This window comes from Nitrosophilus labii (assembly GCF_014466985.1).
GTDB lineage: Bacteria > Campylobacterota > Campylobacteria > Campylobacterales > Nitratiruptoraceae > Nitrosophilus_A > Nitrosophilus_A labii.
Genome location: NZ_AP022826.1, coordinates 165,213 through 179,476 on the forward strand (window position 1 = coordinate 165,213; position 14,264 = coordinate 179,476).

The 14,264-nt window shown below is 36.0% G+C and carries 9 protein-coding genes and 1 tRNA gene; 6 read left to right on the forward strand and 4 right to left on the reverse strand.

Annotated features, from left to right (window positions below):
- The first annotated feature begins 98 nt into the window (after positions 1–98).
- The 6 genes from rpoB (at position 99) to NIL_RS00985 (ending at position 12,385) form a co-directional block, all read left to right on the forward strand.
- Positions 99–4,259 carry a DNA-directed RNA polymerase subunit beta gene (gene rpoB, locus NIL_RS00960; protein ID WP_187647791.1) on the forward strand — a complete coding sequence of 1,387 codons (4,161 nt, stop codon included), beginning with the start codon at positions 99–101 and terminating at the stop codon, positions 4,257–4,259.
- Positions 4,237–8,763, forward strand: coding sequence for a DNA-directed RNA polymerase subunit beta' (rpoC, locus tag NIL_RS00965; protein WP_187647792.1), 4,527 nt, complete (start codon positions 4,237–4,239; stop codon positions 8,761–8,763). The genes rpoB and rpoC overlap by 23 nt, the downstream gene beginning before the upstream one ends.
- A gap of 197 nt (positions 8,764–8,960) precedes the next feature.
- On the forward strand, positions 8,961–9,335 hold the full coding sequence (gene rpsL, locus NIL_RS00970; RefSeq protein ID WP_187647793.1) for a 30S ribosomal protein S12: 375 nt from the start codon (positions 8,961–8,963) through the stop codon (positions 9,333–9,335).
- A 179-nt stretch (positions 9,336–9,514) separates the two neighbouring features.
- Positions 9,515–9,982 carry a 30S ribosomal protein S7 gene (gene rpsG / locus NIL_RS00975; protein ID WP_187647794.1) on the forward strand — a complete coding sequence of 156 codons (468 nt, stop codon included), beginning with the start codon at positions 9,515–9,517 and terminating at the stop codon, positions 9,980–9,982.
- Between the two features lie 119 nt (positions 9,983–10,101).
- The gene (gene fusA, locus NIL_RS00980) at positions 10,102–12,180 is read left to right on the forward strand and encodes an elongation factor G (RefSeq protein ID WP_187647795.1); all 2,079 of its coding nucleotides are present in this window, start codon (positions 10,102–10,104) and stop codon (positions 12,178–12,180) included.
- 128 nt (positions 12,181–12,308) lie between these two features.
- Positions 12,309–12,385 (forward strand) — tRNA-Arg (locus tag NIL_RS00985).
- A 1-nt stretch (position 12,386) separates the two neighbouring features.
- Here NIL_RS00985 and NIL_RS00990 read toward each other — a convergent pair.
- The 4 genes from NIL_RS00990 to gspG are packed head-to-tail and all read right to left on the reverse strand — an operon-like array spanning position 12,387 to position 14,244.
- Positions 12,387–12,893 (reverse strand): type II secretion system protein, encoded by a 507-nt coding sequence (locus tag NIL_RS00990; RefSeq protein WP_187647796.1) that lies wholly within the window; start codon positions 12,891–12,893, stop codon positions 12,387–12,389.
- A complete protein-coding gene (locus NIL_RS00995; protein ID WP_187647797.1) occupies positions 12,890–13,294 on the reverse strand; it encodes a prepilin-type N-terminal cleavage/methylation domain-containing protein in 405 nt (134 codons plus the stop codon). The genes NIL_RS00990 and NIL_RS00995 overlap by 4 nt, the downstream gene beginning before the upstream one ends.
- Entirely contained in the window at positions 13,281–13,820 is a 540-nt protein-coding gene (locus tag NIL_RS01000; protein WP_187647798.1) for a type II secretion system protein, read from the reverse strand. Before NIL_RS01000 ends, NIL_RS00995 begins: the two co-directional genes overlap by 14 nt.
- A gap of 4 nt (positions 13,821–13,824) precedes the next feature.
- Entirely contained in the window at positions 13,825–14,244 is a 420-nt protein-coding gene (gene gspG, locus NIL_RS01005) for a type II secretion system major pseudopilin GspG (protein ID WP_187647799.1), read from the reverse strand.
- Positions 14,245–14,264 lie beyond the last annotated feature (20 nt).

Below are 14,264 nucleotides of genomic sequence, written 5' to 3' on the forward strand. Positions count from 1 at the left end.
GAGGTTTATCCTCTCTTTAATCCATTGTTAGATATTATGTTATCTTACCCCCTACAAGCCTTCACGGCTAAAACTACTTTTAACAGAGGTTAGTGCCTATGCTAAACAATATAAAATCCGGAAACAGATTAAGAGTCGATTTTTCAAAAATTCCTCAAATCATTGAGATACCGCATCTATTGCAACTTCAACAAAACAGTTACGAAAATTTTTTGATGATCGACAAAGAGGAGAGAAGTCAGAGTGGTATAGAAAAAGTTTTTAGATCAATTTTCCCTATTCACGACTCCCAAAATAGGTTGTCTTTAGAGTATATTGGAAGTGAGATTACTAAGCCTAAATATACCATTCGCGAATGTATGGAGAGAGGTCTTACGTACAGCGTCTCTTTGAAAATGAAGATACGTTTGGTTCTTTGGGAGCGTGACGAAAAGAGTGGAGAGAAAATTGGTGTAAAAGATATGAAAGAGCAGACTATCTTCGTAAGAGATATTCCTCTTATGACAGATAGGACATCATTTATAATCAACGGCGTTGAAAGAATCGTTGTAAATCAGCTTCACAGAAGCCCGGGTGTAATTTTTAAAGAAGAAGAGTCTGCTACTAGTGGTGGTAAACTTGTATATACCGCTCAGATAATTCCAGATAGAGGTGCATGGCTCTATTTTGAGTATGATCCAAAAGATATTTTATATGTAAGAATCAATAAAAGAAGAAAAATACCGGCAACAATTTTGTTCAGGGCATTGGGATATAGTAAACAGGATATCTTAAAACTATTCTATCCTATTACTAAAATCATAATAAAAGATAACAAATTTTTTACAGAGTTTAATCCAGACAATTTTGTAGGAAGAGTATCTTATGACGTAAGAGATGAAAACGGAAATCTAATAATAGCAGCTGGAAAAAGACTAACTTCAAAAAAAGCAAAAAAGCTTCAAGAAGATGGTTTGAAATTTGTCGAATACCCAGTTGATATATTGATAGATAGATTTTTGGCAAAACCTATTATTGATTCTAACAGCGGTGAGGTATTATTTGATACGTTAACTCACTTAGATGAGAATAAACTTAAAAAGATTATTGATTTAGGAATTGAAAATCTTTATATAGCAAATGATTTGGCAACTGGAAAAGATAGATCTATTATTAACTCTTTTATTGCTGATCAAGAGAGTCTTAAACTTCTTAAACAGACTGAAGGGATAGAAGATGAAAATGATTTAGCTGCTATTAGGATATATAAAGTTATGAGACCAGGAGAACCCGTTACTAAAGAAGCTGCAAAATCTTTCGTAAAACAGCTCTTTTTTGATCCTGAAAGATATGACATTACCCGTGTGGGTAGAATGAAAATGAACCATAAATTGGGTGTGAAAGTTCCAGAATATGTTACTGTTCTAACTAGCGAAGACATCATAAAATCGGTTCAGTATCTGATTAAAGTTAAAAACGGTCAAGGTCATATAGACGATAGAGATCACTTAGGAAACAGAAGAATCAGAGCAATTGGGGAATTACTAGCAAATGAGCTACATAGCGGTTTAGTTAAGATGCAAAAAGCTATCCGCGATAAGATGACTACTATCAGTGGAAATCTAGACGAGCTAATGCCGCATGATTTAATAAACTCAAAAATGATTACAAATACTATTTTAGAGTTTTTTGCAAGCGGTCAGCTTTCACAATTTATGGATCAGACTAACCCTCTTAGTGAAATCACACATAAAAGAAGACTATCTGCTTTAGGTGAAGGCGGTTTAGTAAAAGAGAGAGCAGGATTTGAGGTTAGAGACGTCCATCCAACTCATTATGGAAGGATATGTCCGGTAGAGACCCCAGAAGGTCAAAATATCGGTCTTATAAACACCCTTTCTACTTATGCCAAGGTTAATGAGCTAGGCTTTATTGAAGCTGCATATAAAAAAGTGGTTGACGGTAAGATCACTGACGAAGTTGTTTATCTAACTGCTGCTCAAGAAGAGGGTCTGGTTATAGCTCCAGCAAATACAGAAATCATTGATGGCAACGAAATCAAGGAAGATATGATTGAAGCTAGAAAGGATGGTGAGATTGTATTTGTAGAAAAAAATAAAGTTGATCTTATAGACCTTACGCCTAGAATGGTAGTTGGTGTGGCAGCTAGTCTTATTCCGTTTTTGGAGCATGACGACGCTAACAGGGCGCTAATGGGTTCTAACATGCAACGTCAGGCTGTTCCTTTATTGAAAACTGAAGCACCTATGGTTGGAACCGGCATGGAAAAAGTTGTAGCAAGAGACTCTTGGGAAGCTGTAAAAGCGAGAAGAAGCGGTGTTGTTGAAAAGATAGACGCTAACAATATCTATATTTTAGGTGAAGATGAAAATGGAGCATATATAGATCACTACTCTTTGCAAAAAAATCTTAGAACCAATCAAAATACATGTTTTACTCAAACACCAATCGTTAAAAAAGGCGACTATGTTGAAGCGGGGCAGATAATAGCTGATGGTCCTAACATGGACAAAGGAGAACTTGCTCTTGGAAAAAATATGCTTGTTGCGTTTATGCCTTGGAACGGATACAACTTCGAGGATGCTATAGTTGTAAGCGAAAGAATTTTGAGAGATGATGAGTTTACGTCCGTTCATATTTATGAAAAAGAGATTGAGGCAAGAGAACTAAAACATGGCGTTGAAGAGATAACAAGAGATATTCCAAATGTTAAAGAAGAAGAGATAGCCCATCTTGATGAGAGCGGAATAGTTAAAATCGGAACATATGTTAAACCTGGAATGATCTTGGTTGGAAAAGTTTCTCCAAAAGGAGAAGTAAAACCTACACCTGAAGAGAGACTTTTAAGAGCTATTTTTGGTGAAAAAGCTGGACATGTTGCCAACAACTCACTATATTGTCCTCCATCTATGGAAGGAGTTGTAGTTGATGTTAAAGTATTTACAAAAAAAGGTTATGAAAAAGACCCAAGGGCTATAAAAGCTTATGAAGAGGAGAAAGAGAGATTAGATCGAGAACATCATGATAAACTATTGATGGTAGATAGAGAAGAGATGCTAAGAATTATCTCTTTACTTTCTAAATCTCCTCTGGAAAAAGATGCTAAAGTAAAAGATAAAGAGTTTAAAGCTGGTGAGCTTATTCCAAAAGAGGAACTATCATCTATAAACAGATTTGCTCTTAATTTCTTGGTAAAATCTTACCCTGTTGAAATTCAAGAAGAGTATAAAAGACTTAAAAACTATTTCCAAAACGAAAAGAGAAAGTTGACTGAAGAGCATGAGGAAAAATTGGCTATTTTGGAAAAAGAAGACATCCTGACGAGCGGCGTTGTAAAACTTGTAAAAGTTTTTATAGCAACAAAAAGAAAACTCAAAATCGGTGACAAAATGGCAGGACGCCATGGTAACAAAGGCATCGTTTCTATCATAGTTCCTGAGATAGACATGCCTTATACGAAAGATGGTCGTGTAGTAGATATCGTACTAAATCCTCTTGGTGTTCCTTCGAGGATGAATATCGGTCAGATATTGGAAGTTCATTTAGGACTTATAGGAAAAAAACTAGGAGAGCAGATACAAGAGATTTTTGAATCCAAAAGAGACGATTTTGTGAAAGAACTTAGAGAGAAAATGATTGAGATAGCCAATGTGGCAAAACTGATGAATGCCAAAGAGGCTATTGGAAAAATGAGTGATGAAGAGCTTATTAAGTATGCTAGAGATTGGAGCAAGGGTGTAAAATTTGCCAGTCCGGTTTTTGAGGGTGTTACGGCCGAAGAGTTCAAAAAGCTCTATGAGATGGCTAAGATGGATATGGATGGCAAAATGGAGCTTTATGACGGTAGAACCGGAGAGAAGTTCAAAGAGAGAGTAAATGTTGGTTATATGTATATGTTAAAACTTCATCACCTTGTTGATGAAAAAGTTCACGCAAGAAGTACAGGACCTTACTCACTTGTTACACAGCAACCTGTAGGAGGAAAAGCTCTATTTGGTGGACAAAGATTTGGTGAGATGGAGGTTTGGGCTCTTGAAGCGCACGGTGCTGCCCATACTCTTAAAGAGATGTTAACAATAAAATCGGATGATGTAGAGGGTAGAGTGAAAGCTTATAAAGCTATTACCAAAGGTGAACCTATTCCAGAACCTGGTATTCCAGAAACTCTTTTTGTTTTAACAAAAGAGCTTCAATCACTTGGAATCGATGTAGAAATTTTAGATGAGGAAAAAGAAGATGAAGAGACTGGTACCAATTGAGATAGGCGAAGATCAAAGACCTAAAGATATAAAAGCACTTCAGTTTAGACTAGCAAGTCCAGAAAAGATTTTATCTTGGTCTCACGGTGAAGTAAAAAAACCTGAAACTATTAATTATAGAACTTTGAAACCTGAGCGTGATGGTCTTTTTTGTGCTAAAATTTTTGGGCCAATAAAAGATTATGAATGCCTTTGCGGAAAATATAAAAAAATGCGTTATAAAGGTGTAGTGTGCGAAAAGTGTGGTGTTGAAGTTACTACTAGCAAAGTAAGACGCACCAGAATGGGTCATATAGAGTTAGTAACGCCTGTTGCTCATATTTGGTATGTAAATTCACTGCCAAGCAGAATAGGAACACTGCTTGGTGTTAAGATGAAAGATCTGGAGAGAGTTTTATATTATGAAGCATATATAGTAAAAGAGCCAGGAGATGCTTATTACGATTTTGAGAAGAAAAATCCTGTTAAAAAGTATGATGTTTTAAATGAAGAACAGTATCAACAGTTAAAACAGCATTTTGGCGATAGCGGTTTTGAAGCATATATGGGTGGTCAGGTAATCAAAGAACTTTTAGAAGAGTTTGACCTTATTGAAGTTTTTCATCAGTTAAAAAGAGAGATGAAAGAGACCGCTTCTGAAGCGAAACGTAAAACAATCGTAAAAAGATTAAAAGTTATTGAGAGTTTCCTAAATAGTGGAAATAAACCTGAATGGATGATGCTTACAGTGGTTCCTGTACTTCCACCTGATCTTCGTCCTCTTGTAGCCCTTGATGGCGGAAAGTTTGCAGTAAGTGATGTAAACGATTTATACAGAAGGGTAATAAACAGAAACCAAAGACTTAAGAGACTTATGGAACTAGATGCACCTGAAATTATTGTTAGAAATGAAAAAAGAATGCTTCAAGAGGCAGTTGATGCTCTTATAGATAATGGTAGACGCGGAAATGCCGTAAAAGGTGCAAATAAAAGACCTCTTAAATCTCTTAGTGAAATAATCAAAGGAAAACAGGGTAGATTTAGACAGAACCTTTTAGGAAAGAGGGTTGATTTTTCAGGAAGAAGTGTTATTGTTGTTGGTCCAAATCTAAGAATGGATCAGTGCGGTTTACCTAAACTTATGGCACTTGAACTATTCAAGCCTCATCTTTTGGCAAAACTTGAAGAGAAAGGATACGCTACTACTTTAAAAGCCGCTAAAAAGATGATTGAAGATAGATCTAATGAGGTTTGGGAGTGCCTGCAAGAGATAGTTGATGAATATCCTGTGCTTCTAAACAGGGCTCCTACGCTACATAAACTTTCTATTCAAGCATTTCATCCTGTTTTGATCGACGGTAAAGCGATACAACTTCACCCACTGGTATGTGCCGCGTTTAACGCTGACTTTGACGGTGACCAGATGGCAGTTCACGTACCTTTAAGCGAAGAGGCTATTGCTGAGTGTAAGATATTGATGCTTAGCTCACTAAATATTTTGCTTCCGGCATCCGGTAGAGCGATTACCGTACCTTCCCAAGATATGGTTTTGGGGATCTACTATCTAAGTAAAGAAAGGGATGACGTTAAAGGTGCTAACAAGCTTTTTGCGGATGTTAATGAAATTATGACTGCTCTTGAGAGCGATCATCTGCATATTAATGCTAAAATAAGAACTAGAGTTGATAATAGAATCATATTTACTACTGCCGGTAGAATTATTATTAAAAATATATTGCCAGATTTTGTTCCGGTATCTCTTTGGAATAAGGTAATGAAAAAAAGAGATATTGCGGAGCTTGTTGACTACGTTTATAAACATGGTGGATCTGAGATTACTGCTGAGTTCTTGGATAATCTTAAAAATCTTGGTTTCAAATACGCCACATTTGCCGGTATTTCAATAAGTGAATATGACATAAAAGTACCTGAGGAGAAGAAAAAACTTATCGAAGAAGCTAAAAGAAAAGTTAGAGAGATTCAGCAGCAGTTCCAGGCGGGGCTTTTAACCGAGCAAGAAAGATACAATAAGATTATAGATATATGGACAGATACTACAAATGCCGTAGCAGAAGCCATGATAAAGCTTATTAAAAACGATAAGCAAGGATTTAACTCTATTTATATGATGGCTGATTCTGGTGCTAGAGGTAGCTCGGCTCAGATTAGACAGCTTGCCGGTATGAGGGGTTTGATGGCTAAGCCTGATGGAACTATTATTGAAACGCCGATTATCTCAAACTTTAAAGAGGGACTAAACGTTTTAGAGTATTTTATCTCGACACATGGTGCTAGAAAAGGTCTTGCAGATACCGCTTTGAAAACGGCAAACGCGGGATATTTGACAAGAAAACTTGTTGATGTTGCGCAAAATGTAAAAATTACTATAGAAGATTGCGGTACTCACGAAGGTATAGAAGTAACTGACATATCTATCGGTAACGAGATGATAGAGCCTTTAGAAGATAGAATCGTAGGTAGGGTTCTTGCTGAAGATGTGATAGATCCTATTACAAACGAAATACTGTTTAGCGAAGGAACTTTGGTCGACGAAGATAAAGCGAGAACTATTAAAGAAGCCGGTATAAAATCAGTTACTATAAGAACGCCTATAACTTGTAAAGCGCCAAAAGGTGTTTGTGCTAAATGTTACGGTCTTAATATGGCTGAAGGCAAACTGGTTAAACCAGGTGAAGCTGTAGGTATCATAGCGGCACAATCTATCGGTGAGCCAGGAACTCAGTTGACACTAAGAACATTCCACATAGGTGGTACTGCGAGTAGAACTGCCGAAGAGAGACAAGTAGTAGCTAGCAAAGAGGGTTTTATTAGATATTACAATCTAAAAACATACAGAAACAAAGAGGGCAAGATAATAGTTGCAAATAGAAGAAATGCGGCGGTATTGCTTGTTGAGCCTAAAATAAAAGCTCTTTTTGACGGTAGAATTGAGATTAAACCTATCCATGACGAAATTGTAATCACACTAGTTAGTGGTGATGAAAAAGTTAGATATTCTCTTAGAAAGTCAGATGTTGCCAAACCTAATGAACTAGCGGGCGTTAGCGGTAAAATAGAAGGAAAACTATATGTTCCTTTTAAAGATGGAGACAGCGTCAAAGAGGGCGATTCTATCGTTGAGATAATTAAAGAAGGATGGAATATACCTAACAGGATCCCGTATGCGGCAGAGCTAAAAGTTGAAGACGGGGCGCCTGTAACACAAAAAATAGTTGCCAACGCAAATGGTGTTGTTAAGTTTTACCTATTAAAGGGAGACTATTTAGAGAGATATGAGGATGTTAAAAAAGGTCGAAAGATTGACGAGAAGGGACTTTTTGCAGTAATTGCTGACAACGAGGGAAGAGAGGCAAGCAGACACTATATAGCTAGAGGATCTATTTTAGAAGTTGATGATAATGAAGCTGTAGATAAAAATACAGTATTAGCAGTTCCAGCAAAAAATGACAAAACAGTAATAGCCGAGTGGGATCCATATTCAAATCCAATAATAGCCGAAGCCGCTGGTACAGTTACGTTAGAAGATGTGATTCCTGGTGTGACGGCAGTAGAGCTTGTAGATGAGATTACAGGTGAGAGTAGGCTTACCATCAATGAGTATATTCCACCTGAATATAAACCAAAAATTATTCTTGCGCCAAAAGATAGTGATACTGTTATTACATATCCGCTTGAGCCGAAAACTGCTATTTATGTACAAAATCAAGAAGAGGTAGAGTTGGCTGAAGTGTTGGCTAAAACACCTAAAGCGGTAGCAAAATCGAGAGACATTACAGGGGGTCTTCCGAGAGTTAGTGAACTTTTTGAAGCTAGACGTCCAAAAAACCCTGCAGTTATTGCGGAGATTGATGGATTTGTAAGTTTTGGAAAGCCTAGCCGCGGTAAACAGAGAATCGTAATATCTTCTGAAACAGGTCAAAAGGCTGAATATCTGATAGATAAAAACAGAACCATCTTAGTTCATGACGGCGAGTATGTACATGCCGGAGAAGTTTTAACAGATGGAACTGTTTCAAGTCACGATATCCTAAGAATTCTTGGAGAAAAAGCATTACAATATTATATGGTTAGCGAAATTCAGCAGGTATATAGAAGACAGGGCGTTAACATAAGTGATAAGCATATTGAGATAATTATATCTCAAATGCTAAGACAAGTTAAAATTGTTGAGAGTGGGGATACGAAATTTATTGCCGGTGATTTAGTTAGTAAAAGACAATTTAGAGAAGAGAATGAGAAAATTATAAGATTGGGCGGGGAGCCTGCGATAGCCGAACCTGTTCTTGTTGGTATTACAAGGGCTGCAGTTAGTTCGGACTCTGTTATAAGTGCTGCCTCTTTCCAAGATACCACAAAAGTATTAACAGAAGCCAGTATTTCGGCTAAGATTGATAGATTAGAAGATCTAAAAGAAAACGTAATTATAGGTAGATTGATCCCTGTTGGTACAGGAATGTATAGAGAGAAAAAAGTAGAGTTAATAAAAAAAGAGGAAGAGGATTAATTAAGATTATTTAGTTATTGGTCATTAGTCATTGATGACAAATATAGTGTCAAATATGACATAATGACCAGTTCGCTTAAAAAAGAACAACTTTAAAATAACTTTAAATTAAGTTATTTTAAAGATTTATTTTAGTATTATTAGCCACTAAAAAATGCAATCGCATTAAAAATATGTATTAAAGGAAAGGAAAAGAAGTGCCTACAATCAATCAGTTGATAAGAAAAGAGAGAAAAAAGGTAATCAAAAAATCGAAGTCACCAGCTTTGGTTAAATGTCCTCAAAGAAGGGGTGTTTGTACAAGAGTTTACACAACAACTCCTAAAAAGCCTAACTCTGCACTTAGAAAAGTTGCAAAAGTTAGACTAACTTCAGGTTACGAAGTGATAAGCTATATTCCTGGTGAAGGACACAACTTGCAAGAGCACTCTATCGTATTAGTAAGAGGCGGTAGGGTTAAAGACTTACCAGGTGTTAAGTATCACATAGTTAGGGGTGCATTAGATACTGCAGGCGTAGCAAATAGAAAAAATTCAAGATCTAAATACGGAACTAAAAAACCTAAATCTTAATAGCTAATAGAAAAATAGAGAGTTAGAAAGTTAAATTAGTAGATGGTTGATGGTAGATAGTTGATAGACAATCTATCGACTATAAACTATCCGCTATCAACTAAATATACTTTCTCACTTTCAAGCCGCAGGCGGGGCGTAAACCGTTTGAGTAAATTAAAAATTGAAGGGAGCTAAAAGTGAGAAGAAGAAGAGCGCCGGTCAGAGAAGTTTTGCCTGATCCAATTTATAACAGTAAAGTGGTTACTAAATTTATCAACAAATTGATGTGGGACGGAAAGAAAAGTGTTGCCGAAAAGATAATGTATGAGGCTTTAGAGATTATAGAAAAAAAAGTAGATAAAAAAGGGATAGAAGTTTTCAATGAAGCGATTGAGAACGTAAAACCTTTACTTGAAGTAAAAAGTAGACGTGTAGGTGGGGCTACATATCAGGTTCCTGTTGAAGTTAGACCAGTTAGACAACAATCACTGGCTATTAGATGGTTAGTAGATGCCGCTAGAAAAAGAAACGAAAGAACTATGGCTCAAAGACTTGCAAATGAGCTTATAGATGCTGCGAATAAAAGAGGTGCAGCATTTAAGAAGAAAGAAGATACATACAAAATGGCAGAAGCCAATAAAGCTTTCGCACACTACAGATGGTAAAACCAAAAAAAATTTCCGAAACTGGACTAGCAGAGTCCGGAGACTTCTTGAAAGCAGGATTCTTCCTGCCTTCTTACAATCTTTCAAAATCAAAACTTATAAAATCTAAAGGATAGAGCATGGCTAAAAAGACTCCGATCGAAAAAATTAGAAATATCGGTATTGCCGCACACATAGATGCTGGTAAAACAACTACTACAGAAAGAATACTTTTCTATACCGGGATTTCTCATAAAATAGGTGAGGTTCATGAAGGCGCTGCTACCATGGACTGGATGGAACAAGAAAAAGAGAGAGGTATTACGATCACTTCTGCTGCAACTACATGTTTTTGGAAGGATCACCAAATAAACATTATCGATACTCCAGGTCACGTTGATTTTACGATTGAGGTTGAAAGATCAATGAGGGTTCTTGACGGTGCTGTAGCAGTTTTCTGTGCAGTTGGTGGTGTTCAACCTCAAAGCGAGACTGTTTGGAGACAAGCTAACAAATATCATGTTCCAAGAATAGTTTTTGTGAATAAAATGGATAGAATAGGTGCAGATTTTTACAATGTTGAAAATCAGATCAGAGATAGACTAAAAGCAAATCCAGTTCCTATTCAGATTCCTATAGGTGCTGAAGATAATTTTAGAGGTGTTGTTGATTTGGTAGAGATGAGAGGAATCGTTTGGGATGACGAAACAATGGGCGCAAAATATGAGGTTATTGAGATCCCAGAAGATTTAAAAGATAAAGCTGAGGAGTATAGAGAAAAACTTATAGAAGCAGTTGCAGAAACTGATGATGAGTTGATGGAAAAATATCTAAGCGGTGAAGAGCTGAGTGTTGATGAGATCAAAAAAGGTATCAAAACTGGTACACTAGATATGAGTATTACGCCTATGCTTTGCGGTAGCGCCTTTAAAAACAAAGGTGTTCAAACGCTTTTAGACGCAGTTGTTGATTATCTGCCGGCTCCTACTGAAGTTGACTGGATAAAAGGAGTAGATCCAAAAACAGGTGAAGAGGTATCAGTTGAATCAACAGTTGATGGTCCTTTTGCCGCCCTTGCATTTAAGATTATGACAGACCCGTTTGTAGGACAACTATCTTTCATAAGAGTTTATAGGGGTAAAATTGAGAGCGGAAGTTATGTTCTAAACTCTACTAAAGAGAAGAAAGAGAGAGTTGGTAGGCTACTTAAAATGCATGCAAACAAAAGAGAGGAGATTAAAGAGCTTCCAGCCGGTGAGATAGGTGCTGTTGTGGGACTTAAATATACACTGACAGGTGATACATTGTGCGATGAAAAATCTCCTGTGATTTTGGAAAAGATGGAGTTTCCAGAACCTGTTATCTCGGTTGCAGTTGAGCCAAAAACTAAGGCCGACCAAGAGAAGATGAGTGTAGCTTTGGCTAAACTTGCTGAAGAGGATCCTAGCTTTAGAGTTCACACCGATGAAGAGACTGGACAGACAATTATCTCTGGTATGGGTGAATTGCACCTTGAAATTATCGTAGATAGAATGAAAAGAGAGTTTAAAGTTGAAGCAGAAGTTGGAGCACCTCAAGTTGCATATAGAGAGACTATAAGAACAGCTGTAGATCAAGAGTACAAATATGCTAAACAGTCGGGTGGTAGAGGGCAGTACGGACATGTATTTATCAAACTAGAGCCACAAGAGCCAGGTCAAGGTTATGAGTTTGTTAACCAAATTACCGGTGGGGTTATCCCGAAAGAGTATATTCCAGCGGTTGACAAAGGTATCCAAGAAGCAATGCAAAACGGTGTAGTTGCCGGATATCCTGTAGTTGACGTTAAAGCAACGTTATATGATGGAAGTTATCACGATGTTGACTCTAGTGAGATGGCATTTAAGATAGCTGGTTCTATGGCGTTCAAAGAGGCTGCCAAAAAAGCAAATCCTGTACTTCTTGAGCCTATTATGAAAGTGGAAGTAGAAGTTCCTGAAGAGTACATGGGCGATGTTATAGGCGATATCAATAGAAGAAGAGGACAAGTATCTTCAATGGAAGATAGAGCTGGAAACAAGATAGTTACTGCTATGGTGCCGTTGGCAGAGATGTTTGGATACTCAACTGACTTAAGATCTTTCACTCAAGGAAGAGGAACTTATTCTATGGAATTTGATCATTATGAAGAGGTTCCAAGAAACGTTGCTGAAGAGATTATCAAAAAAAGACACGGATAATTTAGTCAATTGTATATGGTGGATGGTTGATAGTTTATTTCTATCAACCACTCAACCATACCACAATTTTAATCAATAATCTTCTTAAAACTTGCAGCTTTAAACTTTAAACATCAAACTTACCGTATGTCCCGGTAGCTCAGCTGGATAGAGCATCGGATTCCTAATCCGAAGGTCGGAGGTTCGAATCCTCTCCGGGACACCACCTATTTTTGAGGTATATATAGTTCAAAAGTTAAAGGAGTTGACTCTTTTGTTTTCATATAAACTAAAAATTTATCTTTTTTGTTTGACCTGTAGATTTTGAAGATTTCACAGTTTTGTACTACTTTGCTAACAAATACTTTGCCAAAATTTTCAGGATAAAGTGGAAGAACTATTTTAATAGGAGATTCTAATCTGCAAAGAGTATTGCTATCTTTTAATACATACCATACCACATAAGGGTTATCTATATCAAAAAGTGTATTTTTAGTTTGAAGATAAATAATCGAATATTTTTTACCTCCCTTAATCTCTATATTTTTTGAAAGAAGCAGATCATAATAGAGTATTTTAGCAATTTTGTTTTGAAGATACTCTTTTTCTACTGTACCTTTTATAACCGAATGAGATATATTTAGATTAGATATTGATTGCGAAATAAAAAGTATTATTAGTGATAAAATAGTTATAGAAACAATCAGCTCTATTAGAGTAAATGACTTTTTCATAACTGTTCTATTTTGAAAGCAGAGTTTTTGAATCCATCTATATCCGTTTCAATCTTAAAAAATAAAACTCCAACATTTGAGTTTTCATCTATTGTAAATTTATTATCTTCTTTAGAGTTAATTTGAACTTTTTTATTTTTCAAAAACTTTTTAATATCTTCATTTTCAACAATATAATCATTTTTAATTAAAGAATAGAGTTGAGCATTTTTGTTTTTTAGTTTTGAATCGTATCTAGTATATACGTAAGTGGAGAGCATAGTTGAATTTTTTTTCTCTTTTGAATACTCTATCAGCCTTTTGTCGGAGCTGCTCAAGTTTAAAAGTGCGGTTCCTACGATAGATAAAATTGTTACTGAAATCAAAATTTCGATAAACGTAAAGGAGTTACTCATTTTCATAATATGTTCCTGGCCCAGGCAACAGATCTTTTTCTAAAAATGTTTCTATGGCTTTATCTAACGTTTTTACTATTTTTAACTCTTCAAAATATGGTTTAAAAACGTAATATTTGCTGTCATTTTTTACAATATAGCTATCATTTGAGCCGTTTGGATAGATTGTAAATTTAAAGCAGACATCGTAAGATTTTCCTTTTAGTAAAATATTTGGGTAATCTTTTATTTTGGGGTTCAAATAGGTATCTAAATCGTAAATTACCAACTCATCAAAAATATCAAAATCGATATTTTCATAAGTTAGCGCATCGTTAATCAAAACTGCGTTTTTATTACAGTTGTCGTAAAGCACAAAAGTTATTTTATCGTCCTCTTTCTCTTTAAAAAGGAGAAGTGACTCTTTCAGATTTGCTATATTGTCAATTTTTAGATTCTCTTTTGAATAAAAGCGCCCAATGGCAAGAGAGTATATTAAACCCATTATTAAAACTACTAAAATAAGTTCAATAAGTGTAAAAGAGTGTTTCATTAAACTATTTTTGGCAGCTCTCTAAGCTGATATCGGCATTTTCGCCGCTTCCTCCCTCTTTGCCGTCTGCTCCTAAAGAGATAATGTTTATTTCACCCTCTTCATTAAGATATATATAATCATTGTTCCAAGGATCTTTAGGAGGATTTTTACTGTCTAAAAAACCGTTTTTAGGGTAGTCTTTATATTTTTGAGGATCAGGGTTTTTTACTAAAGCTTTAAGACCTTCTTCCGTTGAAGGGTATTTCCCATATTTAAGTTTGAAACTTTTTAGTGCGTCGCTGATGGTTTTCATCTGTATGCAGACGATTTTCTTTTTGGCTTCTTCGCTTTGGCCTATAAGATTTGGCATAACCAAAGCAGCCAAAAAACCCAAAATGATTATAACGATCATAATTTCAATAAGTGTAAAACCTTTTCTCATCTTATACCTTTATTTAATAA